At 49.8% G+C, this 23,627-nt stretch carries 21 protein-coding genes; 8 read left to right on the plus strand and 13 right to left on the minus strand.

What is annotated here, in order from left to right; all coding sequences use genetic code 11:
* Positions 1-7: 7 nt before the first annotated feature.
* The 4 genes from J7619_RS31735 to J7619_RS31750 all read right to left on the minus strand — a co-directional run bounded on the left by J7619_RS31735 (position 8) and on the right by J7619_RS31750 (position 5,118).
* Positions 8-1,309, minus strand: coding sequence for an AarF/ABC1/UbiB kinase family protein (locus J7619_RS31735; RefSeq protein ID WP_291208799.1), 1,302 nt, complete (start codon positions 1,307-1,309; stop codon positions 8-10).
* Between the two features lie 2 nt (positions 1,310-1,311).
* Complete coding sequence (locus J7619_RS31740) at positions 1,312-1,986, minus strand: TetR family transcriptional regulator C-terminal domain-containing protein (protein WP_291208802.1); 675 nt, start codon at positions 1,984-1,986, stop codon at positions 1,312-1,314.
* A gap of 211 nt (positions 1,987-2,197) precedes the next feature.
* Positions 2,198-3,550 (minus strand): D-arabinono-1,4-lactone oxidase, encoded by a 1,353-nt coding sequence (locus J7619_RS31745; protein ID WP_291208805.1) that lies wholly within the window; start codon positions 3,548-3,550, stop codon positions 2,198-2,200.
* A gap of 80 nt (positions 3,551-3,630) precedes the next feature.
* Positions 3,631-5,118 (minus strand): PLP-dependent aminotransferase family protein, encoded by a 1,488-nt coding sequence (locus J7619_RS31750; protein WP_291208809.1) that lies wholly within the window; start codon positions 5,116-5,118, stop codon positions 3,631-3,633.
* A 264-nt stretch (positions 5,119-5,382) separates the two neighbouring features.
* On the opposite strand from J7619_RS31750, the gene J7619_RS31755 reads away from it, so the two are divergent.
* Both J7619_RS31755 and J7619_RS31760 read left to right on the plus strand, forming a co-directional pair.
* Positions 5,383-7,329, plus strand: a complete 1,947-nt coding sequence (locus J7619_RS31755) for a TonB-dependent siderophore receptor (RefSeq protein ID WP_291208812.1) — start codon at positions 5,383-5,385, stop codon at positions 7,327-7,329.
* 82 nt (positions 7,330-7,411) lie between these two features.
* Entirely contained in the window at positions 7,412-8,167 is a 756-nt protein-coding gene (locus tag J7619_RS31760) for an alpha/beta fold hydrolase (RefSeq protein WP_291208815.1), read from the plus strand.
* On the opposite strand, the gene J7619_RS31765 is transcribed toward J7619_RS31760, so the two are convergent.
* The 4 genes from J7619_RS31765 to J7619_RS31780 are packed head-to-tail and all read right to left on the minus strand — an operon-like array spanning position 8,142 to position 11,291.
* Positions 8,142-9,146, minus strand: a complete 1,005-nt coding sequence (locus J7619_RS31765) for an NAD(P)H-quinone oxidoreductase (RefSeq protein WP_291208818.1) — start codon at positions 9,144-9,146, stop codon at positions 8,142-8,144. The genes J7619_RS31760 and J7619_RS31765 overlap by 26 nt on opposite strands.
* On the minus strand, positions 9,143-9,514 hold the full coding sequence (locus J7619_RS31770; RefSeq protein ID WP_291208821.1) for a YccF domain-containing protein: 372 nt from the start codon (positions 9,512-9,514) through the stop codon (positions 9,143-9,145). The genes J7619_RS31765 and J7619_RS31770 overlap by 4 nt, the downstream gene beginning before the upstream one ends.
* Positions 9,515-9,564: 50 nt before the next feature.
* Entirely contained in the window at positions 9,565-10,230 is a 666-nt protein-coding gene (locus J7619_RS31775; protein WP_291208824.1) for a pseudouridine synthase, read from the minus strand.
* A gap of 8 nt (positions 10,231-10,238) precedes the next feature.
* Positions 10,239-11,291, minus strand: a complete 1,053-nt coding sequence (locus J7619_RS31780) for a DUF3500 domain-containing protein (RefSeq protein WP_291208826.1) — start codon at positions 11,289-11,291, stop codon at positions 10,239-10,241.
* A 146-nt stretch (positions 11,292-11,437) separates the two neighbouring features.
* On the opposite strand from J7619_RS31780, the gene J7619_RS31785 reads away from it, so the two are divergent.
* From J7619_RS31785 to J7619_RS31810, 6 genes are all read left to right on the plus strand, one after another.
* Positions 11,438-12,784, plus strand: a complete 1,347-nt coding sequence (locus tag J7619_RS31785) for a deoxyguanosinetriphosphate triphosphohydrolase (protein WP_291208829.1) — start codon at positions 11,438-11,440, stop codon at positions 12,782-12,784.
* Between the two features lie 109 nt (positions 12,785-12,893).
* On the plus strand, positions 12,894-14,015 hold the full coding sequence (locus J7619_RS31790; protein ID WP_291208831.1) for an FIST signal transduction protein: 1,122 nt from the start codon (positions 12,894-12,896) through the stop codon (positions 14,013-14,015).
* Positions 14,016-14,018: 3 nt separating this feature from the next.
* Positions 14,019-15,347 carry an ATP-binding protein gene (locus tag J7619_RS31795; protein WP_291208834.1) on the plus strand — a complete coding sequence of 443 codons (1,329 nt, stop codon included), beginning with the start codon at positions 14,019-14,021 and terminating at the stop codon, positions 15,345-15,347.
* A 43-nt stretch (positions 15,348-15,390) separates the two neighbouring features.
* Positions 15,391-15,822 (plus strand): response regulator, encoded by a 432-nt coding sequence (locus J7619_RS31800; protein ID WP_291208837.1) that lies wholly within the window; start codon positions 15,391-15,393, stop codon positions 15,820-15,822.
* A gap of 29 nt (positions 15,823-15,851) precedes the next feature.
* On the plus strand, positions 15,852-17,855 hold the full coding sequence (locus tag J7619_RS31805; RefSeq protein WP_291208840.1) for a response regulator: 2,004 nt from the start codon (positions 15,852-15,854) through the stop codon (positions 17,853-17,855).
* Between the two features lie 157 nt (positions 17,856-18,012).
* Positions 18,013-18,219, plus strand: coding sequence for a hypothetical protein (locus J7619_RS31810; RefSeq protein WP_291208842.1), 207 nt, complete (start codon positions 18,013-18,015; stop codon positions 18,217-18,219).
* Between the two features lie 338 nt (positions 18,220-18,557).
* Here J7619_RS31810 and J7619_RS31815 read toward each other — a convergent pair whose 3' ends face one another.
* The 5 genes from J7619_RS31815 to J7619_RS31835 all read right to left on the minus strand — a co-directional run bounded on the left by J7619_RS31815 (position 18,558) and on the right by J7619_RS31835 (position 23,545).
* Complete coding sequence (locus J7619_RS31815; protein ID WP_291208845.1) at positions 18,558-19,718, minus strand: ATP-binding protein; 1,161 nt, start codon at positions 19,716-19,718, stop codon at positions 18,558-18,560.
* Positions 19,719-19,803: 85 nt separating this feature from the next.
* Positions 19,804-20,445, minus strand: coding sequence for a ligase-associated DNA damage response endonuclease PdeM (pdeM, locus tag J7619_RS31820; RefSeq protein WP_291208848.1), 642 nt, complete (start codon positions 20,443-20,445; stop codon positions 19,804-19,806).
* Positions 20,435-22,897 (minus strand): ligase-associated DNA damage response DEXH box helicase, encoded by a 2,463-nt coding sequence (locus J7619_RS31825; protein WP_291208850.1) that lies wholly within the window; start codon positions 22,895-22,897, stop codon positions 20,435-20,437. The genes pdeM and J7619_RS31825 overlap by 11 nt, the downstream gene beginning before the upstream one ends.
* Before the next feature lie 64 nt (positions 22,898-22,961).
* Positions 22,962-23,312 carry a DUF5615 family PIN-like protein gene (locus tag J7619_RS31830; RefSeq protein WP_291208853.1) on the minus strand — a complete coding sequence of 117 codons (351 nt, stop codon included), beginning with the start codon at positions 23,310-23,312 and terminating at the stop codon, positions 22,962-22,964.
* Complete coding sequence (locus J7619_RS31835) at positions 23,312-23,545, minus strand: DUF433 domain-containing protein (protein WP_291208856.1); 234 nt, start codon at positions 23,543-23,545, stop codon at positions 23,312-23,314. Before J7619_RS31835 ends, J7619_RS31830 begins: the two co-directional genes overlap by 1 nt.
* Positions 23,546-23,627 lie beyond the last annotated feature (82 nt).

Raw genomic sequence — 23,627 nt, forward strand, 5'->3', positions numbered from 1 at the left:
ATTGGTGTCAGCTTACAAATTGTTGGGTATCCACCACCGCTTTGAGGTCATGCAACAGGCTGAACAGCCCGAAGAATGTGCGGTTGATATAAATAAAATGTTTGGAGCCCCGGTTCATATTCATTTTCCGCAGCTCCTTGTCATTGGCATATTTCTCCCCCAGTGCAGCAAGTTTCAGGAAAAACGCTTCATCTGAAAAATCGAATGTCTCGGCCTGAAACGGCTGTGTGAGCAATGCGAGTATTTCTCTGAAAAGATTGGAAAAATAGATGGTTTCCGCCTCGGTGTCCTTTGCTGTCAGGATTTCCAACTCGACCAGCTTGGCGTGGAAAATCGCCGGACTATTGAGGTTCTCAGGCTCGGCGAGCTCGAAATACGGAATGTAGAAATCCACGGGAATTTCCTTGATACACCCAAAATCAATAGCGATCAGGTTGTCGTTTTCATCAATCAGGAAATTACCCGGATGCGGGTCCGCATGGACTTTGCGGAGCTGATGCACCTGGAACATATAAAAATCCCACAATGCCTGCCCGATCTTGTTAGCCGTGTCCTGGTCGGGATTTGTCTTGCAAAACTCCGACCAATGCTGGCCGTCCATCCAATCCATCGTGATCACGCGCTCGCTCGAAAATTCGGGATAATACTTCGGGAAGCGCAGATTAGGGATATGCTCGCAAGCCTCGGCAATTTCAGTACTATTGGCTATTTCAAGAATGTAATTGGTTTCCTCGGTCAGCTTCGTTTCGACCTCCTTGAAATACTTATCCGAATCCTTCGCCTGAATATTGAACATCTTCATCGCAATTGGCCTCACCAGCGCCAGATCCGACGAAATACTTTCCGCCACACCGGGATACTGGATTTTCACCGCCAGCTCCCTCCCTTCATGCACGGCCTTATGCACCTGACCAATGCTCGCTGCATTGATTGCATTGGGGTTGAATGTATCAAACAATTCCAACGGTGACTTTCCAAAATATTTACGGAATGTCCTCACTACCAATGGCGCCGAAAGCGGCGGTACCGAAAATTGCGAGAGCGAGAACTTCTCGACATAAGCTTGTGGCAGGAAGTTTTTCTCCATGCTCAACATCTGAGCGAGCTTCAATGCACTACCTTTCAAACTTTTAAGGCTATCATAAATATCCTCCGCATTGTTGTTGTTGAGGTTGTCCCGTGCCGTTTCCGGGCTGGTGATCTTTTCGCCGTAATACTTCAGATAATTCCCCCCAATCTTGACCCCTGTTGAAATGAGCCGGGTGGCACGTCGTATTTTGGAAGTAGGTATGCTATCAATTGTCTCCATTCCTACTTCAATTTTTCTTTAATCAGAAACTTCCCGAAGTCGATCACGCTCTCAAGTGGAGTCGTATCGATCAGGTCGAATGTAGCCCGGATCGACTTTTCGATGAACAGGTCTGTTTTCTCAAAACCTACGGATTCATCGTCAATCCAGAATTTCAATGTGAGCAGCAGTTGGATCCACGCGCCTTCTTCCAGCGCATCCTGCTGTGCCTTGCGAATGCGGTCACTTTTCGCTTTCAGGTAACCGTCGCTGATTTCGTGGATGTATTCCTTAAAACTGCCACGAAACTCTTTCAGCTTCAGGATACCGTTCAGCTTGTTCTTTTCTTCTTTCAATGCAAAAACTACATAGCTGCGGTTGGCAGTCAGAATTTCAACAAGCGTAAAGTAGTAAGCCAACAATTTATCCCGGAAACCGACCCCGTCAATCTCCCCGCTCTGGTTGATCAGGTTTACGGCCAGGTCATGAAAACTTACAAACACCCGCCTTTCAAGCGAATCGATCGAAGTGAAGAACTTGTAAAAATCCTTTTCCGCAAAACCGTGCTCTTTGGAAAACAGGTAAACCGATTCCGGCTTCTTGTGATTTTCCAGGCAGTAATGCATGTATAACTCCGTAATCTTGTCGGCGGTGAGGTCCACGCTTACCGGTGGTAGTGCCTTCGTTTTGGTAGCCATCAGAAGTATTTGTTTACTTATGGAAGATGAGTCACGTTAAAGTAAACGCTCGAAATAGCTATTTAATTCCGTCGGGATGGAATGAAGCTCCGGCTTCATCTACATAATTCGCAGGCCTCTGGCCGGTCGGAAAAGCGATTTGCGCGAAGTCGCTCACCTGGCCGGCCAGAGGCCTGCGAATAGTAGGCACGAAGCAGAAGCTTCGCGCCATTCATGCTTTAAAAACATTCAAACTTAAAAACGCATTGCGGAATTTTCCTTTCGGGTCCATTTGCGCGGCCAGCTCCCTGAACTCCGGCAGTTTCTCGTACCGCTTTTCCAGCAAACCGGGCGAAACGGTAAACAGCTTACCCCAATGCGGCCGAGGATTGAACGGCGCCAGTTCCTTCTCGATCACTGGCAGTAACTTGCTCACTGACGGCCAGTCCTGCTTCCAGGTGAAGTGGATCGCCACCGAGTCCTGTTTGTAACATGGGCTTAGCCAAAGGTTATCGGCTGCAATAGTCCTTACTTCCGATGTAAACAAATGCGGGCTGATTTGGCTGCCCATTTTGGAAATGGCCAGGATCGCATCCACGGCATTCTTGCGGGGTACAAAATATTCGGTTTGCAATTCCTTGCCGCTGCTGGGCGTAAAACCCATTTTGAAATGCGGCATACGCTCGTACCACGGCCCCGGCACGCCCATTTGCTCGGTACAATTCTCGGCCGAAAGCTCCGGGATCGGGTGCAGGTTTTTGGTAGCCAGTTTCGCTCCGAAAAATTCCTTGTCGGGTAACGCTTTTAAAGGTTTGGCACTGTTGGTTTTAAATTTAACCCACACCTCCGTGATATCATCCGTCGCCCAGTTTGTAAACAAACTCACACTGTATCCGCTCGACTCAATTTCATCGAAGTGCGTTTTGAGTTGGCTCAATGGCAGGTTTTCATACACATATTGACCCATCATAAACGTCGGCTGTACATCCAATGTCACTTTCGTCACCACCCCCAACGCCCCCAAATGCACCACCGCCGCATTGAATTTCTCCCCATCCTTCTCCCTGCTCAACTTCACTACCTCGCCGTCCGCAGTCACGATTTCCATCGCTGCCACGGAGGTCGCGAGGTTTCCATTCTTTTCGCCCGACCCATGCGTGGCCGTCGCACAGGCACCCGCGACGGAAATGTGCGGGAGCGAGGCCAGGTTATGCAATGCAAAACCCTTTTGGTGCAGGTAAGGCGCCAGTTGGCCGTATTTCAACCCGCCGTTGACAGTGACGGTTTTATTTTTGGTATTCAAATCAATATGCTCTTCCGCGCCGACAACCGTAATAAACTGGTCTTTCGTATCCGCAATGTCGTTGAAGCAATGCCGTGTACCGAGGACTTTCAGCTTGGGGTATTTTTGGACAAGCGCTTGCACCTGCTGCAAATTTTTGCCTAAATCGAGCTTTTCGGTGCTGTATTCAAGGTTGCCTGCCCAGTTGCGAAGCTTGTCGCCATTGGCCCACCCGCTCAGCGGGGAAAGTAAAGGAGCCGTCATTAATGCGGATGAAAGTTTAATGAAAGTACGTTTGTTCATGCGGAAGTCAGGTTGAAATGCACGAAATAGGAATTTATCCCAAATTAATTGAATAAATCAGCATTCCAACCGCGATTGTATTAGCTGTTTTTTTCCAGCGCCGCTTTTAGAATAGAAGTAGCTTCGCCCAACTCCTTCTCATCCAGGCTGCCAAACCCGAGTCGCATGGCACTGAGACGTCCGGTCTGAAAAAGCAGCGTTTGCGGCAAATGCAGGTTTTCGCGCAGGCATTCTTTGCTCACACGCATGAGGTTAATGTCGCGCCGCCATTCCGTCCAGATCGCCAAGCCACCCGGCGGGGCTTTGAACGTCAGGTAAGGTTTGAAATCACTTTCCAACAGTTCGGTAAACAAATCGCGACGCTGATGGTAAACCTTCTGGGCTTTTTTGATATGACGCTGAATTTCGCCCTCATCGAGCAGTTCCGCTAGTGCCTGTTCCATCATCAGATCCCCCTGCCTGTCGATAATCCGCCGCATTTTCCCCAATTCCCTGATCAGGTTCTGCGGCGCGACCACATAGCCGGACCGCAACCCCGGCGCCAATGCCTTGCAGAACGAGCCCACATAAACGACCATCCCGGCCCCGTCAGCGCTCGCCAGGGGGAGTACCGGACTGCTGTTATAGTGAAAATCGTAGTCATGGTCGTCTTCGAGGATGATAAAACCGTATTTGACCGACAAATTCAGCAACTCCACGCGCCGCTCGGCACTGAGCGTGACGGTCGTGGGATAATGGTGGTGTGGCGTGATGTACAGCATCCGGATCGGCGTCCGTTCGCACAGCTGCCGCACGGCTTCCACGGAAATCCCCTGGTTGTCCACAGGAACGGAAAGAATATTAGCGCCGGCCTGCTGAAAGATCATATTCGCAACATAGTAGCTTAGGTCTCCCACCACCACATTGTCACCCTTTTTCAGCAACAAGGTCGACGCGAGGTAAATGCCCATCTGAATACCGCGTGTTGTAATAATATTCTCCGAACCTATGTGCAGGCCGCGGGTATTGTTCAGATAAGTCGCCAGCCGCTCGCGGAACCAGATGTTACCCTCCACGTGCGAATAGGTCAGGTATTTCCGGTTGTTGTTTCTTCTTAAAACACTGGAATAGGCTTTCGCGAGCTTGTCCATAGGCGCGAGACGCACATCCGGGAGGCCGTCGGTAAATTCCAGGTCCACGCGGGAGAGCGAAACTGGCCGGTCGAGCAACATACTTTCTTCAAAAGCAAAACCGGTTTGCTGCGGATACTGCTTCAAATCACTCACGTTCGCCGACAATGCCCTACCCTTCACCACCGGACTTTTCCGGGTCACGAACGTCCCGCGGTTAGGCAGCGTTTCGATCCACCCTTGCGCGTCGAGTTCGTTGTAGGCGGCTACGACGGTTTTGCGGTGCACCTCAAGCATTTCCGCAAGTGCTCGTGTGCCAGGGAGTTGTACACCCGTAACGAGCACGCCACGCTGAATGGCGTTGATCATCTGGTGCGCAATTTGCAGATATACAGGTGTCCCGGACGCACGGTCCAGCAGGATCACATTTTTGAATGGTATTTCAACCGGACTACTCATTAGATTTAAACCGGAGCATATAAACGGGCCGGCAAGATAATAGTTTTGTGTTGAAAAATGACAGCCGACAGCCGACAGCCGACAGCCGACCAGAGGCCTGCGGCCGACCATGGACCATAGACCATGGATCATGATTGAAGATTTCTTAAAGTAAAACTAGCACAAGCCATCGTCCATGGTCTATGGTCCATGGTCGGATTCAGACAATCGGCGGTCGGCGGTCAGCCGTCGGCGGTCAAAAACACCAATCGATACAAACAACCTATGAAGCACCATTATATAACCACCCTCTTACTGCCCCTCATCTCAACCCTGGCCCTGGCACAGGAAATATCGCTTGACCCGGTAACGGTTACCTCTTCCCTCGTTGAAAAGCGTGCATCGCAGACTGGCCGTAATATAGCCGTCATCAAAGGCGAATATTTTCAACAGCTGCCCGTACACAGCATCGACGACCTGCTCCGCTACATGCCGGGTGTCGAAATACAGGCGCGGGGTCCGCAAGGTTCGCAGAGCGACATTGTGTTGCGCGGCGGTACCTTCCAGCAAGTGCTCGTGATCCTCGACGGTATTCGTCTCAACGATCCCAATACAGGACATTTTAATAGCTACATTCCAATATCCCCTGCCGAAATCGAGCGGATCGAAGTTTTAAAAGGCGCTTCGTCGGCATTATATGGCTCCGATGCCGTGGGCGGGGTTATTCATGTGATTTCCAAAACATTTGCGGCACGACTGAACAACGCGGAAGATAATTCGGTACAAAAAACGCAGGTAAACGGTGGTGTCAGTGCCGGAGAATACGGGTTGTTCAATGCCAATGTGGGCGCATTTGTGCAGCGCAACAAACTGGCCATTTCGGGTGGGTTTCTTTCCAACAATGCATCCGGGGTACAGCAGCGCGGTATTAAGGGCTATTTTCACAACAATACCGCTTCGCTGTCGCTGAGTTATGCCATTTCACCAAACTGGAACCTGGCCGTCCGTAGTTCTTACGACCACCGCGACTTTGCAGCCCAAAACTTTTACACCGTTTTGAAATCCGACACGGCGAGCGAGAAAGTCAAAATGTCGTGGAACCAGGTGAGATTGGGTTATCAGAAGAACAAAACAGCTTTTTCAGTGGATGGAGGCTTTAAATCCGTACAAGACACCTACCTTTTTAACCCGCATTCTATTGCCAACAGCAGCAAATCGAAGTTATGGCAAGGGCTCGCTACTTTGCAGCAAGGGCTTACTTCCAGCACCAATCTGATCGCGGGCGTCAATTTCCAGCAGCGTAACATCAAATCCAATGATCGCGGCAATCATACACTGAACCAGCTTGCGCCGTTTGTATCGGTGGTGCAGAATATTGGAGAAGATTTTACAGTAACACCTTCCGTGCGCATGGACTGGCGCGAAAGCATTGGTACGGAGGTTTCCCCTCAAATCAATTTATCCTACAAAAAAGCCGGCTGGCAGCTGCGCGCGAGTGCCGGCAAGACAATCCGCGACGCCGATTTTACGGAACGCTTCAATAACTACGCGAAAAAACTCGTCACAGGTGGCAGCGTCGGCAATCCCGACCTGAAAGCTGAACGTTCTTTCAGCTACGAGGCAGGGGCAGATTGGTTCCTCACCAGCAGTCCGGCGGCACAGCTCAAAGTTTCCGGCACATTTTTCCAGCGCCGCCAAAAAGACCTGATCGATTATGTGACTACCCCATACGCACAAATGCCGCGCAAGGATAACCTTTCGCCCACGGGTACATTCGGCCTTGCTTTGAACATCGCCGAGGTAAACACCACCGGTTTCGAGCTCGATATCCAATCGGCGAACACTATTTCCGAGCATCAGAAATTGCTCCTCAATGCAGGCCTCACCTGGCTCAATAGCGACAACAAAAGCCAGATTCAGTCATTCTACCTTTCATCGCATGCCAAATTCCTCGCCAATTTCTCAGGCATTTATCAGATCGACGGTTTTTCGCTCAGTGTAAATGGATTGTACAAAAAACGGGCGGAGCGTGAAGCATCGGCGATCGAAGCGGCTATTTCAAAAAATTACTTTATACTCAACGTCAAAGTCGAATACGCTTTCCTGAAACGCCAGCTGGGCATATTTGTCCAGGCCGACAATGCCTTTGACAAACAATACAGCGACATCCTGGGCTCCGTAATGCCTGGTCGCTGGATAATGGGCGGCGTGCGGTTCAGTTTTGCCCAATAGCGGCACTATTTTTGCAGGAGTTCGTATATTTAAGTGAAAGCACTCCATCATGTTTTCGAATATACGTAACTCCTGTCTTCTATTGGCACTACTTTCATTTTCCGGCCCGGAGGCCATCGGCGCTACAAATAGCGCTGCAACAGACTTTTCTACGGCAACAGCCGCCGCGAAGAAAATGAACGTCTATTTTATCAGTGGACTAGGCGCCGACGAGCGCGTATTCACCAAACTCAAACTCGACCCGAGGTTGAATGTAAAGTATATTAAATGGGTGAGGCCTTTGAAAAAAGAGTCATTGCAGCATTATGCCGCCCGTTTGAGCAAGCAAATCGACACTTCTCAGCCTTTTCAATTGGTGGGGCTTTCCTTCGGCGGGGTAATAGCTTCGGAAATTGCGGATATCGCCTGCCCGCAGCAGGTTACGCTCATTTCGAGTATGTCAACCGGCGTTCCGCTTTCGAAGTTTTACCAGGTTATGATCAAGTTTTTACTGATGTCGCCGTTGTCGGCGCCGCTGCTAAAATCAGCCAACCGGGTGACTTACCATTATTTCGGAGCAGATACCCCTGAACTAAAAAAGCTGCTGAAACAAATCCTGCACGACACCGACAGCAAGTTCCTGAAATGGGCGCTGACCCGCATGAGCGGCTGGGACCGGAAAGAACGCATCGAAAACCTTTTTCATATTCACGGGACGGCCGACAAACTCATCCCAATCCTCATCGTAAAACCGGATATTATCATCGAAGGCGGCGGGCATTTGATGGTTTATGCGCAAGCCGACCAGATTTCAAAAATCCTCAACGACCGGCTTACAACCATTCATTCAACAGAATAATCTTGCCGATATGATCGCTGGTTTCCATTAATGCATGTGCTTTGGCCGCTTCCGCCAACGGAAATGTGCACGCGATCACCGGCCTGAAGAGTCCTTTTTCCAAAACCGGCCATACATGTTTTTGAATATCAGAAGTTAACGCTGCTTTAAAAGCATGGTCCCGGTTGCGTAACGTACTGCCGGTGACTGTCAATCGTTTCCGCATAATCAACCCGAAATCTACCTCGTCGCTGCCCTTCACTTTACTGCCTTTCATGGTATTGATAAAAACCAGTCGCCCCTCTTCGCGCAGTAGCCGCAGGTTTTTGGGTATGTAATCCCCGCCAACCATGTCGAGGATCACATCCGTTCCCAGGCTTTTCAGTACTTCTTCAAAATCGGAAGTTTTATAATTAATACTGATATCCGCGCCCAATGCATTGCAGGCCGCACATTTATCATCCGAGCCTGCCGTCGTAAACACTTTCGCACCGAATGCTTTGGCCAGCTGAATGGCAGTAATGCCTATGCCGCTGCTACCGCCATGTACCAGAAAATGCTCACCTGCCTGCAACCGCCCTCGTTGAAACACATTATGCCAAACGGTGAACACCGTTTCGGGCAGAGAGGCTGCCTCAGCAAAGCGGTTGCCGCCCCCGTCAAAGCTCGCGGGCACGCGCAGGCAATGTGCCGCTTGCGCGAGTGCGTATTCCGCATAACCTCCGCCTGCGAGCAGCGCACATACGCGATCGCCAGGCTTCCACAGTGTCACATCTGCGCCAATTTCTTCGACAATACCCGCCACTTCCAATCCGGGAATATCCTGCGGGGCATCAGGCGGGGGTGGATAGTTCCCCTTTCGCTGGAACACATCGGGGCGGTTCACGCCTGCCGCGTATACCTTAATCAGCACTTCGGAAGCGGCTGGACGGGGTCTTTCACGATCCCGGATTTGTAGTACTTCCGGTGCTCCGGGTTCGGTGACGACAACGGCTTTCATGAATATATTTCCTTACCAAAAGGTGCAAAAGATAGACTCATGAGCTTGAAATGCTGTTTTGCAAATGGCAAGCCGATGATCGTGATCGCCAGTAAAATGCCGAAAATCAAATGCGTCAGCGCGATCCAGATCCCGCCGAGGAAAATCCAGATGATGTTGAAAATGGTCGATAAACAACCAGAATCGCCCGGCACCTCCCGCACATGCTGGCCAAATGGGAAGAGCGTCATAATACCAATCTTGAAACACTGGATACCGAAAGGAATGCCGACAATAGTAAGGCAGAGTGCGAGCCCGGCGGCCATATATTCGAGAAAAACGACAAATCCGCCGAAAATAAGCCAGATAATGTTTCCAATGAGGTTCATGACGCGATCAGTTTAATGTGAATGTGGATTAAAACTAATGCTACCCGCTGCTAGTATGCCGGATTTTCGATGGACGGCTCCAACAGAAAATCGTCGGACGAAATCGCTGACTTCCAGTTTTCTATTTTCAGCAATCTGAAGAATTCCTCTTCCTCTATCTCCCTCACTCCACCCGGCGGCAAGTCGCCCAGTTCCAAATCCTCGATACTCGCACGGATAAGTCGCCGGCAACGGTGATTGGCCTCCCGTACCATCTTTCGTACCTGGTGGTATTTACCTTCCGTGAGCGTAATGCTCAGCCAGGTATTGGGAACGTCGGGCTGGGTTTCATTTTTATGTTTGCTCAAAATGGAAGGCCGGTCAATGATTTCCACCTCGCAGGGTGCTGTGGTGTAATAACCGCCCCCCTTGATGCGAATGGGGATGCCCGTGCGCAGCAACTCCACCGTTTCGGGAGGCACTACGTGGCCCACATTCACCCAATATTTGCGTTTATGCGGTACTTCGCCCAGAAAGAGCAGATTGGTTACTTTTTTATTGGTAGTAAGAATCAATAACCCCTCGGAAAGGCTATCGAGCCGCCCCACGGCGTGCGTCCCTTCAGGAAACTCAAAATCCAGCGCACCCAGCAACCGCACATCATGCGAGCTGACGAACTGCGAAACCATATTGATCGGCTTGTTAATAATGAAGTAGCGGTGTGGTGTTGGAGTCATGCACAAATTTACTTCTTATGCCCTGCTTCATAATGCGCCTGCAACAAATCCTCTCCGAAATCGCTCGTCAGGTCCCGCACCACGGAGTGAATATGGTTCCCCCCATTCTGCGTATTATCAAATTCGATGAGGAAAGTGGGACCGTGGATGCGGTAGTAGTGGCCGTGGCCTGTACCGATTTCAGGTTGCTGATCACCGAGCCATGCGAAGTGGATTTTGTCGAGACCGTTCTTTTCAAGTTCCGCCCACTGCTGGTTTTTGAGGGTGACGTGGTACCGTTGCAGATAAGCCATAATCAGTTTTTTGAATGCCGCCTTCTGCGCTGCATTCAATTCTCCCATGGCAATGCCTTCCATCTTAGCGAGCGAGGCTTTTCTTGCGTTGGATGTGAAGATTTCGTTGGGAGCTTTGGCGCCAAGGTTTGCTTTGTCGAGTTGGGAGGCGTCGAGGCTGTGGAGGAGGTCGAATGCCATATCCTGCTCGGCTTTCAGAATCCGCTTGCCTTTTTGCGGTACGTCGGCCATTACCTGCCCCGGGTTACTTCCGAAAAAGCTCGGTGTATAGGTAACCTGGTTGTCGATCGACGAAAAATGCAGCGACAAATGGTGCCCCTCCATCCGCCAGCCCCAGGGATCATTACCCGGCGTACCGAATACGAGGAATGCATAGTTTTCGGGATCGCGGTAAGTATCGTTGGCAGGCCGCGATTCGACTACCCGCAGTACGTTTTCAAGGTCGATGATTTGCTCGGCTTTACTGTACCCCTCCTGGCTGAGCACCGTGCGCACCATCGCCATCGCTACTTTGCGCTGAGCGGGTGTCAGGGCTTTGAAAGTAATGCCTTTGCGGGCGCGCGGCGTAAAATTCCAGTCGAAACGGGCCAGATCTGCATAAGGGAGTTCGGTTTCCTCGCGTTGCTCGGGCGTGAGAACTTTCAGGAAAGTGGTGACGGCCTCACGCATTTCGCGGGCAAGCTCTTCATTCTTCTGGGCCGACGCCTGTGTGCCGGTCAAAAGGTTCGTGATAAGCGCCAAAAGCAAACACCCAACTAGCTTTTTCATATTGTTCCGGTTTGAAATAAATCCCTTCTGATGACTTTGTTAAAAGTCCGCTCAGCGCCGGTTTCTACCTGAAATCCGCATTGCCGGACTTTCGCTGCACATTTTCACCGAAAGCCATTAGTTTTGCCGTTTATTCGAGATCCAATATGATGAAGTGGGAACAATTGCTGTCGGCAAAACGCTGGGGCAGCGAAGACAAATACAATTCCGATCCAACCGAGGCCCGCTCGGAGTTTCAACGCGATTACGACCGGCTGATCTTTTCCTCGCCCTTCCGCCGTTTGCAGAACAAAACGCAGGTATTCCCTCTTCCCGGAAGTATTTTCGTCCATAACCGGCTCACGCATAGCCTCGAAGTGGCGAGTGTAGGCAAGTCGCTCGGACGGATGTTTTACAATCACCTGAAAACCGAAAATCACCAGATCGACGACGATCTGCCGCTAATCAGCGAGATCGGCAATATCGTGTCGGCCGCCTGTCTGGCACACGATCTGGGCAATCCCGCATTCGGGCATTCCGGCGAGGCCGCTATTTCGCACTACTTCACGGATGGCGATGGTTTGAAATACCAAAGCGAAGTGAGCGAAGCGCAATGGGCCGACCTGACGCATTTCGAAGGGAACGCCAATGCAATCCGCATTCTCACACACCCGTATGCAGGTAAGGGTTACGGCAGCTTCGCATTGACCTACTCCACTTTGGCCGCCATTGCCAAATATCCCTGCGAAGCGCTCGCCGGGCACAAAAAAGCCCATATTTACACCAAAAAATACGGCTTCTTTCAATCCGAGCAGGCTGGTTTTCAGAAAATCGCCGCGGAGCTTGGCCTGTCGCAGGTTTCGGAGTCGCCGGTGATATACAAAAGGCATCCGCTGGTGTATCTGGTGGAAGCTGCGGACGATATTTGTTACAATATCATCGACCTCGAAGATGCCCACCGGCTTAAAATTCTTTCTTATCAGGAAGTGGAGGCGTTACTGCTTGCATTGTGCAACGATCCCCGGATGCCGGCACGCCTGGCGGATATCGAGGATGACGATGCCAAAATAGGCCTGCTAAGGGCCAAATCGATCAGCACGCTGATCAATGCCTGCTCCGAATTGTTTGTCAATGAGCAGGAAACGATCCTGAACGGCGATTTCAATGCGAGCCTGATCGACCGCATTCCCGAACCACACCGCTCGGCAATGAAGGAAATTGCCCGGATCTCGGTGCAAAAAATCTACAATTACTCATCGGTAGTGCAGATCGAAGTGGCAGGTTATAAAGTAATGGGCGGGTTGCTCGAAGAATTTGTACCCGCTTATCTCAATAATAACTCACATTATACCCGGAAACTGGTCGATCTGATCCCAAAGCAATTTATCACTACGAAAACAGACCCCTATTCCCGCATACAGACTGTCCTCGATTTCGTATCGGGCATGACCGACCTCTACGCAGTAGAACTATTCCGTAAAATCAAAGGGATTTCATTTCCATCTATTTCGTAGCAAAAACCGATTTATCACGGTAATACAGTGTCAAGCGTAAAAATAGTTCGTTCTCAAAAGTTTTATGTAAATTGATGTTCGAATTAAACCCCCGCAACCACCTGTATCTATGCAAATTGAACAATTTGTCTATTCAGATAGCCCGGCTGAGATCCCGTTCTCGTTTTCCCCGCAGTTGCTGTTTATTTTCGGTGACCGGGAACTGCTTGAAACTACGGGCATTTCGTATCAGCTCGCGTCGCAATATCCCGGCGCCGTGTTTTCCGGATGCTCTACTGCCGGGGAAATCGCCAATGAGTCGGTAAGGGATCATAGTATCATTGTTACAGGCATAGCTTTCGAGGCAGTTGCTATCAAAAGTTCCAAAATCAGCCTTGATGATATCGATTTCGACAGTTCGGAAGCCGGGAAACAGCTCGTTTCCCAACTTCCCGCCGAAGGGCTGAAACACGTTTTTGTGGTTTCCGACGGTTTGAAAGTCAATGGTACCGACCTGGTGACGGGCATGACGGAGGGATTGACAGACGGCGCTACGATCACCGGCGGATTGGCTGGCGACGGCTCGCATTTTGCCCGTACGATAATTATCGAACCCGATGGAAAAATCGCAACGGAAAGTGTGGCAGCGATCGGCTTTTATGGTGAAAAACTTTCGATCGGATACGGTTCGCGCGGCGGCTGGGACAGCTTCGGGCTCGACAGGCGCGTAACGCGATCCAAGGACAATATTCTTTACGAAATCGACGGCGAGCCGGCCCTCGATCTCTATAAATCATTCCTGGGTGATAAGGCAAAGGAGCTACCGGCGTCGGGGCTGCTGTTTCCGCTGAGTATGCGCGACAATGAGGACCGCGCACCGGTGGTACGCACGATCCTGGGGATCAATGAAGACGAAAAGAGCCTGACATTCGCGGGAGACATTCCGGAGGGCTCGTTTGTGAGATTAATGAAAGCCAACAACGACCGGCTGATCAACGGTGCCGAAGAGGCCGCCCAGGAAGCCGCGCGGGGCCTGGATAGCCATGCCGAATTTGCAATTCTGGTCAGCTGCGTCGGCCGTAAACTGGTATTGAAACAAATGGTGGAAGAAGAGGTAGAATCCGTCTCCGAAGTGCTGGAAGGCCCGGTTATGACAGGGTTTTACTCCTATGGTGAACTGGCGCCATTCAACCGGGATTCGTTGTGCGAGCTACACAACCAAACCATGACCATTACCACTTTCCGCGAATAACCGATGCAAACGCTTGAACTAACCGAAACCAATTATCACCGGCTCTTGAAACGACAAATCAGGAAATCACTCCCTCCTGATCTTGCCGAACACCCCGATATTCAAGACTTTCTGATGGCCGTAAATCAGGCCTATACCGAATACCAGGACGATCTGACGCGGATGGAACTGATATTGGAACAAAGCTCGGGTGAGCTTTTCAAAGCCAATCGCGAGCTGAGCCGCATTGCACAGGAAAAAACGGAAGAAGCCGCCCTCACCAGCAAACGGCTGGAAGAAGTCGTGGGCAGCATTTCGGAGGTGCTGGTGCAGCTGGACCATGAAGGCAATTTCACCTATCTCAACCAGGCTTGGGAAAGCATCACAGGCTTCCCCGTGGCGGCTAGCCTGGGCCAGCCTTTTGCAGGCTTTCTCGCTCCGCTTGAATCCAGGGAAAAGTTGATTGAAATACTCAAAAATGAAACCCAGGGAAAGGAAGAAACCCTGCGCATTTTCACGGCCGACGGGCAGGAAAAATGGCTGGGCGTTTCACTAAGCCCCTATTATGCCAATGGCGGGCACATCGGCTTCACCGGCACACTCTCGGACGTAACCGCGCGCGTAACGGCCGAAACGAAGCTAAAATCCTATACCCACGACCTGGAACGTATCAATGCGGAGCTCGACCAGTTTGCCTACGTCGTGAGCCACGACCTGAAAGCGCCGCTACGGGCGATCAACAACCTTTCGGAATGGATCGAAGAGGATATTGCCGATATGCTCGAAGGCGAAACCAAAGATCAGTTCAGGCTCCTGCGCGGGCGCGTGCACCGGATGGAGAACCTGATCAACGGTATCTTGTCCTATTCACGCGCGGGACGGATCAAAACCGTGAAGGAGAAGTTCCAGATAAGAAGCCTGGTAGACGAGCTCTGTGAATCATTCAGTACCAAAAAACCACTTTCATTCCATATCGAAGGCGACCCGGGTACGGAGATCGAGGCGGAGAAAATTGCATTGACGCAAATCCTCCAGAACCTGATTTCAAACGGGATCAAATACAACGATAAAGCGGAAATCCATATCACCATCGGCTGGAAAGACCTCGGCAACCAGTTCGAGTTTTATGTAGGCGATAACGGCCCGGGTATCAGCCCCGAGTTCCACGAGCGGATATTCGTAATTTTCCAGACCCTGCAAGCCCGCGACGAGGTGGAAAGTACCGGTGTCGGCCTCGCGATTGTAAAGAAAATTCTGGACGAAAAGCACAGCAAAATAAGGATCGAAACAGCCATGAGGGAAGGAACAACATTCCTTTTTACCTGGCCCAAAAACGAAGCAAAAGACATCTAACCATGTCGGATAACCCATTTTAACTACTATTCAATTAAAAAAAATGTCCTTTACCACTCCTGTCCCGATGACCATACTCCTCGTAGAAGATGACGAAGTTGATGTGATGAATGTCAAGCGGGCATTCAAGAAGAACAATATATCCAACCAGCTCGTTGTCGCATCCAACGGCATTGAAGCATTGGCGTTGCTCCGCTCCGAAACTTTGGAATATCCCAGACCCAAAATCGTATTGCTGGACCTTAACATGCCCAAAATGGGCGGTATCGAGTTTCTGAAAGAGATCAGGCAAGACCCGTCGCTGAGCTCGCTGTCTGTTTTCGTAATGACCACTTCCAATGAAGACAGCGACAAGATCGAAGCATTTAACCTGAACGTTGCCGGGTATATTCTCAAACCGTTGTCGATGGACCGGTTTATTGCGGCTGTATCGACGCTGAACAGCTATTGGACACTCTGCGAATATCCTCAGTAGGATTCACTCATCACTATTAGCCGTCATTTATGCCCCCTCTATCCATCCTCCTTGTCGAAGACGACGATATCGACGCTATGAAACTGAGCCGTGCCATCAGCAGGGCGCAAGTGGAAATAGGGGAGGTTAGAATATGCAAATACGCCGAAGAGGCGCTTCAGATGCTTGATGCCTGGACGCCCGGCTGTATTTTCCTCGACTATCAGCTACCCAAAACCAACGGGTTGGAGCTGCTGAAAACCGTTAAGGAACGCGCGCCGCATCTGCCCGTGATCATTCTTACGTCCCATGGCGACGAACGCCTTGCCGTTGAAATGATGAAGGCGGGCGCGCTGGATTATTTTCCCAAATCGGAAGTTACTCCCGAAAAACTGACGAAAGCCTTCCATACCATGAGCCAGATGCTAGAAATGGAAAAAGGCAGGGAGGTAGCGGAGCACGAATTAGCTGAAAAAGAAGAGTTTATCAACAAAGTAGCGCTTCTTTCCCCTAATATCATTTACGTAATCGATATCGAGAAATGGACCAACATTTTCCATAACAAACAGATTTGGAAAATATTGGGTTACTCGGAATGCGAAGTGGAGACCGACACACGAAAAGGCCTGGCGCGGATTATCAACGAGCAGGACCAGCATACTTTCCGTGAGCATTACAATCATATGCGGTACCGGGTAAAAGATGCGGAAGTGGTGGAAAAGGAATTCAGGCTGAAACACAAGGATGGCTCGGAGATCTGGATCATCACGCGTGAAGTGCCTTTTAAAAGAAATGCAAGAGGGCGCGTCCAGGAAGTACTCGGCACGGCGATCGACATTACTGCACGCAAAATAGCCGAACGGGAGCTGATCCAGGCTAAAAAGGATGCCGAGGAAGCAACGCGAATCAAATCGGACTTCCTTTCGACCATGAGCCACGAGATCCGCACACCGATGAATGCGATCATTGGATTTACCGACCTGCTACTCTTGAGCGGCTTTACGGGGGAAGAGCAGCAGCATTTGAAAACAATCAAATACTCAGCTGATAATCTGCTGGTTATACTAAATGACATTCTCGACTTTTCCAAAATTGAAGCCGGGAAGTTCGGGCTTGAAAGCTTTGAGTTCGACTTGCGTGAGAAGCTGGGCTACCTGATGAAAACTTTTGAAATCCGGGCCCGGGAAAAATCCATCGACTTTACATTTGATTGCAGCAGCGAAGTACCTCAAATCGTCATGGGCGACCCGTACCGTCTCAATCAGATCATGGTTAACCTGATCGGCAATGCCATCAAATTCACCGAGGAAGATGGTTTTGTGAAGGTTTCCGTGCAGCTCGCCCACGACCACGGCGACAATATCGATCTCAAAATAGCTGTGTCCGACTCGGGAATAGGCATTTCGGCCGACAAACTGAATGTCATTTTCGACAGTTTCTCACAAGCCCATAATAATAATGCCGCACGTAATTTCGGGGGTACCGGGCTCGGTTTGAGCATTACCCGAAAAATCACCGAACTGATGAACGGGTCTATCTCTGCGAGCAGCACACTCGGTGAGGGTAGTACATTCACCGTGGTGCTGAACTTCGTTAAGGGGAGCACTTCTTATGAGGAAGAAAAAACCGACGCTCCTGCCACATTATCATTGAAAGGCTACCGCATCCTGGCCGCTGAGGACATCCTGGCAAATCAGATCCTGCTCAAACATCTGCTCAACAAGTGGGATGCGGAGTTTGTCATCTGCGCTAACGGAAAAGAAGTGCTCCATGCCCTCGAAACCGCCGATTTCGACCTGATTTTAATGGATATTCAAATGCCTGTCATGGATGGTGTAACGGCTATGAAAAAAATCCAGAGCTCTTACCCCAGGCATCGGCACGTTCCGGTAATCGCCCTCACAGCGGACACGTTCGCGGAAAAAACACCTGAAATAGCAGCCTGCAATTTCAGCGGATTTGTGACAAAGCCTTTCAAAGCTGAGGAATTGATCCGGGTAATCAGTAAGCATTTGAACGTAAAAACCCAGCCTACGCAAGCGGCACTTAGCTGAGGATCTCTAATCTTTTTTTTACCAACAACTATCTTTCGCACAAGCGGTGACCCAGTAGATAAATCCCAAACTGATATATTTGTAAAATTCGTAATATCAGTTTCTACAAAGCCATCGATTCTTTGTAGAGTAATCTACAAGATATATATTTGCAACGATGAAGTTCTCTTCAATCCCTGAGGCATTCGATTGGTGGTTAAAAAATGAGTACCCAAATCTACCAGCGGACCTAAAAAAGGGGAAGCCTGTTTCTGCATGGCGTGATTACACGCATGGCGGCGGTGTTTCAGAGAAGCGAATGAGAGAGATTTTGATTGAATTTGGCAAATTCAAAATCGAAACAATTATCATCCGCGAGCCTTAACCGGCTTTTTATTTGCACAGAATTTGTAGAACACTCTACAAGATCTCTTATTTAAACTATACTTACAGCTATGAACGCACTACAAAACGAACACGAAATCATTAAAGCATTCTTCCAAACCGACAGTGCGAGCGAAATAATCAACTCGTTGACCTTCATGACGGAAAGTCTTTTATGCACTGAAAATATGGAGCATATGAGTCTCGAAATGCGGATGCATATCGTCAACCAAAATCGGGTAATAAACCAGATCTCGCAGTTGGGTGAAAATTATAGGTGATGGTAACGATAGATATTCAGGAGGCTCCGGATGGGGCCGCCTTTATACAAACACGATACTAAACACCCCGTTTCAATAACTCAAACCAATTCAAAACGGTGATCCCATTCGAGCGCTCCTCGATTTGGTTTCCCGCGTAGGCAATGTAACCCGTTGTCGCGCCGCTCAGTTTGTTCCAGTAGATGATATTGCCAAAAAACTCATTGTTAACGGTTTTGCCGGCTTTAATCTCAACCGGGATCAGGGAGAGGCCGTTATCAATAACAATATCAACTTCATGTCCGGTCTTATCCCGCCAATAGTAAAGGTTGACGGGCTTACCTGCATTGGTCCGTTGCTTCACAAGCTCGGTTACTACCAATGATTCAAATAAAGCGCCTCTTAACGGATGAAACGGCAGTTGTTCGGCCTGAGAGATACCAAGTAAGGAACAAACCAGTCCTGTATCATAAAAGTAGACCTTGGGCCGCTTAATGAGGGTCTTATTAAAATTCTTGTAGTGCGGGCGCAGGAGATAAATAATAAAACTGCTTTCCAGAACGCCAATCCACGACTGTACAGTTTTTGTATCCACACCTGTATCGACGGCGAGTGAGGTCAGGTTTAGTTCCTGACCGTTCCGGCCAGCAAGCAACCTGATAAACCTTTCGAAAACGATGAGGTCGGTAATGTTTTTGATTTGCCGCACGTCCCGGTCAATGTAAGTACGCAGATAGTCAGGAAACCAGTCTTCCGGCGGGATTCCGGGTTCATAAATAGGAGGATACAGACCTTTAAATATAATCTGATTTTCATCCGGCACATTATTCCCCTTGTCATAAAGCTCTTCCGTACTGAACGGCAGCAGGTTAAGAATGGCGACACGGCCGGCCAGGGTTTGCGAGATATTTTGCTGCAACAGGAAATTATTGGAACCTGTCAGTATGAAGCGTCCGGATTCGGGCGATTCGTCCAATACTTCCTGTAAATAGGAAAACAATTCCGGCGCTCTCTGCACCTCATCAAAAATCGCACCGGATTGATACCTCGATAGAAAGCCGCGTGGATCTTCCAGCGCAAAGCGCCGAACGTCCGGATTTTCCAGGGATAGGTAAGCTTTCCCTGGAAATAGCGATTTCGCCAGGGTAGTTTTGCCGGATTGACGAGGCCCGGTAACAGCCACTGATTTAAATGTGGCAGCGAGCTGCCCGATTTTTGACGCTGCAAGTCTTGCTATCATACATCAAAAATAAGTAAAACCGGAAAAATATGGAATCTGATTCCATATTTTTCCGGTTTTAACATAACATGCTATCAATCAATCCTTAACAAACAGAAAAAACCCGCGTTTCCGTCGTTATGTAAATCCTACGATTGTCGGCGAGCCCCATTTGATAGCCGCCGGTGAACACGCCGAAGCTTGGGAGAATAGCCTGGTATTTGTCTATCACAAAACAAGGAAGGCGGACACTCTGCCGCCCCTTGCCGTAGGAGGTGAAAACCGGGTGCACGTGGCCTGCGAAAACGAATTTGGAGGTATCGAAATCTACTTTGGGGTGATGCGTAAAAATAAATATATCTTCCTCGTAATCATCCATATACACTTGTAAATCGCATTCCAGCAACAGGCTTACAGGCAGGATGTCGTGGTTGCCCATGACGATGATCATTTCAATGTAGTGGTGCCCGGCGCGCCATTCGCGGAAGGTTTCCCATTCGGAATTGTATTCGCTGTGGAAAAGGTCGCCGAGGAAAATGATACGTGTAGCGCCAGTTTGCTGTACGAGCTCATTGAGCCGCTGGAAGTTGTTCGCAGCAGCAGTTTGTGGAATGGCGATGCCTTCCTTTCTGAAATGCGTAACTTTGCCTAAATGCAGGTCTCCGATCAGTAATGTTTGCGTTTCTTCCCAGAAAATCGCCCTTTGCGTCAATAATAGAAAATGGTTGCCTCTGATCTCAATCTGCATTACCGTACTGTTTGATCATTCGCTGGATCCTGTCGTCCAGTTTTTCCGAAGTTAATTGCTCCCGAAGCCGGTCGACCATGATCGGGAACGAGAATGGCGTCGGTCTGTCGGTGTTTTGTATGACTATTTTCTGGTGTTCGATCCGCGCAAGCGCCTCTCGCATGCGTACTTCTTCGAGTTGATAGGTCAGTACTTCCTGGTATGCCTGCTTGATTAACAGGTTATTGTCTTCGTACTTGCTCATCACATTGAAAAGCAATGAACTGGACGCCTGCAACTGCCTCGTTTTGACATATTTGCCCGGATAGCCCTGAAACATCAAACCGGCAATAGCCGCAATTTCCCGAAACTTCCGCTTCGCCATTTCCGTCGCATTCACGCTCTGGTAAATATCGTCGACAAGATGTTTGGTCGAGAAAAGATCCGTTTCGCCCAGGATTTCGGCCAGATCGACATACTGATCACTTAACAACTCAAAACCGTAATCGTTCATCGCGACCGAAAACGTGATCGGCCGCAGCTGGCTAATGCGGTAGGCAAGCAAAATCGACATTCCTTCATGCACCAGCCGCCCCTCGAACGGGAATATAAAGATATGATACCCCTCGCGGGTTTCGCATTGCTCGATCAGCAGCTCGTCGGTTTTGGGAATGATCGAGCGCTTTTCCTGCAATTCGAGAAGTGGCTGCATTTTGGCCAGTTCCACTTCTTTATGCGGATTTTCGATCGCGTCGGCGAGACGTTCGCGGATGAATGCGGAAAGCTGGGAAGACAGCGGCATCCGCCCACCAGCCCAGCGGACGAGGTAACCTTTTTTGCCCTCGGCCTTTTTCACGGTCACGGTCATTTCATGGATTCGTACAAATTCCACGCTCATGCCCGCGAAGAAGAACACGTCGCCTGCCTTCATCCAGGTCACAAATGATTCCTCCACGGCTCCCAGGTATTTACCGCTCTGCAACTTCACTTTCAGTGAAACTTCCGAAACGATTGTCCCCATGCTCAGCAAATGCCGGTGCGCAATACGCCGGCTCGTCACCACATAGCGTCCATTCACGCGTTCTACTTTCTTGTATTCGTCATAGACCGTAAGCGAAGAGCTGCCCGTGGTAATGTATCCTAAAAGCCACTCCCACTCTTCCCGATTGAGGTATTGATAACCATATGCATGACGTACCTCTTCAAAAAGCTGTGCTTCGTCGAAGCCCTCACCCACTGCCAGCGTGATCATCCATTGGGACAACACATCAAACGCATGAGCAACCGGCGGCCGGTCCTCGATCATATTCTTGATCACTCCCTCCCGCAGCGATACGGCTTCGATCAGCTCCAATGCATTGGTAGGACAAAAATAGATTTTGCTATCGACACCCGGCTGGTGCCCGCTCCTGCCCGCGCGCTGAACGAACCGTGCAATACTTTTCGGGCTTCCGACCTGGATAACCGTATCCACAGGCCGGAAATCGACACCCAAATCAAGGCTGGCCGTGCATATGACGAGTTTCAACCGCTCTTCGTGCAGCGCTTCCTCCACCCAATCACGGATCTCGCGGTCGAGAGATGCGTGGTGCAGCGCCATAATGCCTGCGAATTCAGGATATTTCTCGATGATCGTACGGTACCAGATCTCGGTTCCCGATCGCGTATTGGTAAAAAGCAGCGTCGTACGGCTCTGATTCACCACTTCCACCACCTTATCTACCAGCCTGATCCCCATATACCCCGACCACGGCAATGTCTCCACCCTTTCGGGTATGATACTTTCCACCAGGATCTTCTTTTCGGTATTCACCCGGACAATCACCGAGTTTTCCTCCGGGAAACGCATCCCCAGAAGCACCTGCTTCGCCTCATCCAGGTTGCCGATCGTCGCTGAGATTCCCCAGGTTTGCAAATCCGGGTTGATGGTCCGGAGCCGCGCCAATGCGAGCTCTGTCTGTGTGCCGCGCTTGCTGCCCATGAGCTCGTGCCACTCGTCCACGACTACCGTATGCAGGTTTTGGAAGAATTCGGATGCATTTTTTTGCGTGAAAAGCATATGCAAACTCTCTGGCGTGATAATGAGCGCATCGGGCATTTGCCGCTTCTGCTCATTGCGCTCGCGCGTACCCGTGTCGCCCGTACGTATGCCCACACGCCACGTGAGGTTCATTTCGAGTGCCGCCATTTCCATATTCCGGAAGAGGTCTTTCGAAAGCGCCCGAAGCGGCGTAATCCAAAGCACTTGCAGCCCTTTTTTAGTTTTGAGGGGCTTTTTCGGAAGCGAATTAATATGCCTGATCAGGATCGGCAGCCAGAGCGAGTAGGTCTTCCCACTGCCCGTCGGCGCATTCACCAGGCCACTTTTCCCTGCCAGATAAGCCGCAGCGGCCTCTTTCTGGAAAGCCGCCCATTTCCATTTTTTATCTTTAAACCACTGCTCAACAATGGTATGTCCACGGGATTTGGCCAAGGGTGTTTATCTGGGATTGATAAAAAACTAATTCAACAATTTCTGTACCAATTTACGAACGAGGTCAATAGGGAAAAACTTCGAGACCGTCGGCAGTAGCAATGACCATCCTTGCTCCTCGAAGATGTGCTGTGATCTGCTCCCAGTTATTGTGGAAAAAAGTGTGTAGGTCTTTAAGTAGCAAATTCCCCAATTTCAAATGGATCACCTTTACCGGCTGCTTATCGAGCAGGCAACGATGGTAGAAATCAGAATCTTTAGTGACAATGACAAGCCCGTGCTCTCGTGCATAATCCCATATATCCCGATCAGGCCATTTCGCATTAATGTCGATGACAAATTCAAATTCGGGAGAATGAAAAAAACTGAAATATTTAGGAAGATTAACGTCGATCAAATACCGGCCGGCCCCCATCAGGCAGCAGTTAGAGAAAAGTGTTCGCCGTCAGCCGTCTTGGCAGCAAATTCGATACAGGCTTTAATATCGGCTTCCTCCAAAAATGGATAAGCAGCAAGTATATTTTCTACGCTTTCGCCTGCCGCGAGATATTCCAATATCGTTTTCACGGTGATTCGCAAACCGCGGATTACCGGCTTACCATTGCATATTGCCTCGTCTATCGTGATTCTCTCCAGATTGGTATTCATAGCTGCGAGTTAAATCTTTACCAAAATAACAACAAAATGCTGAAACAAATTGCCGTTAAACACCTCGGGCCGTTTGATAATT

This window comes from Dyadobacter sp. (genome assembly GCF_017744695.1).
In the GTDB taxonomy this organism is placed as follows: Bacteria; Bacteroidota; Bacteroidia; order Cytophagales; family Spirosomataceae; genus Dyadobacter.

What these genes read in the sequence shown, in the direction of transcription:
- J7619_RS31735 (WP_291208799.1), bottom strand. Translation starts at nt 1,309, where the DNA reads ATGGAGACAATTGATAGCATACCTACTTCCAAAATACGACGTGCCACC.
- J7619_RS31740 (WP_291208802.1), bottom strand. Translation starts at nt 1,986, where the DNA reads ATGGCTACCAAAACGAAGGCACTACCACCGGTAAGCGTGGACCTCACC.
- J7619_RS31745 (WP_291208805.1), bottom strand. Translation starts at nt 3,550, where the DNA reads ATGAACAAACGTACTTTCATTAAACTTTCATCCGCATTAATGACGGCT.
- J7619_RS31750 (WP_291208809.1), bottom strand. Translation starts at nt 5,118, where the DNA reads ATGAGTAGTCCGGTTGAAATACCATTCAAAAATGTGATCCTGCTGGAC.
- J7619_RS31755 (WP_291208812.1), top strand. Translation starts at nt 5,383, where the DNA reads ATGAAGCACCATTATATAACCACCCTCTTACTGCCCCTCATCTCAACC.
- J7619_RS31765 (WP_291208818.1), bottom strand. Translation starts at nt 9,146, where the DNA reads ATGAAAGCCGTTGTCGTCACCGAACCCGGAGCACCGGAAGTACTACAA.
- J7619_RS31770 (WP_291208821.1), bottom strand. Translation starts at nt 9,514, where the DNA reads ATGAACCTCATTGGAAACATTATCTGGCTTATTTTCGGCGGATTTGTC.
- J7619_RS31775 (WP_291208824.1), bottom strand. Translation starts at nt 10,230, where the DNA reads ATGACTCCAACACCACACCGCTACTTCATTATTAACAAGCCGATCAAT.
- J7619_RS31780 (WP_291208826.1), bottom strand. Translation starts at nt 11,291, where the DNA reads ATGAAAAAGCTAGTTGGGTGTTTGCTTTTGGCGCTTATCACGAACCTT.
- J7619_RS31785 (WP_291208829.1), top strand. Translation starts at nt 11,438, where the DNA reads ATGATGAAGTGGGAACAATTGCTGTCGGCAAAACGCTGGGGCAGCGAA.
- J7619_RS31790 (WP_291208831.1), top strand. Translation starts at nt 12,894, where the DNA reads ATGCAAATTGAACAATTTGTCTATTCAGATAGCCCGGCTGAGATCCCG.
- J7619_RS31795 (WP_291208834.1), top strand. Translation starts at nt 14,019, where the DNA reads ATGCAAACGCTTGAACTAACCGAAACCAATTATCACCGGCTCTTGAAA.
- J7619_RS31800 (WP_291208837.1), top strand. Translation starts at nt 15,391, where the DNA reads ATGTCCTTTACCACTCCTGTCCCGATGACCATACTCCTCGTAGAAGAT.
- J7619_RS31805 (WP_291208840.1), top strand. Translation starts at nt 15,852, where the DNA reads ATGCCCCCTCTATCCATCCTCCTTGTCGAAGACGACGATATCGACGCT.
- J7619_RS31810 (WP_291208842.1), top strand. Translation starts at nt 18,013, where the DNA reads ATGAAGTTCTCTTCAATCCCTGAGGCATTCGATTGGTGGTTAAAAAAT.
- J7619_RS31815 (WP_291208845.1), bottom strand. Translation starts at nt 19,718, where the DNA reads ATGATAGCAAGACTTGCAGCGTCAAAAATCGGGCAGCTCGCTGCCACA.
- pdeM (WP_291208848.1), bottom strand. Translation starts at nt 20,445, where the DNA reads ATGCAGATTGAGATCAGAGGCAACCATTTTCTATTATTGACGCAAAGG.
- J7619_RS31830 (WP_291208853.1), bottom strand. Translation starts at nt 23,312, where the DNA reads ATGGGGGCCGGCCGGTATTTGATCGACGTTAATCTTCCTAAATATTTC.
- J7619_RS31835 (WP_291208856.1), bottom strand. Translation starts at nt 23,545, where the DNA reads ATGAATACCAATCTGGAGAGAATCACGATAGACGAGGCAATATGCAAT.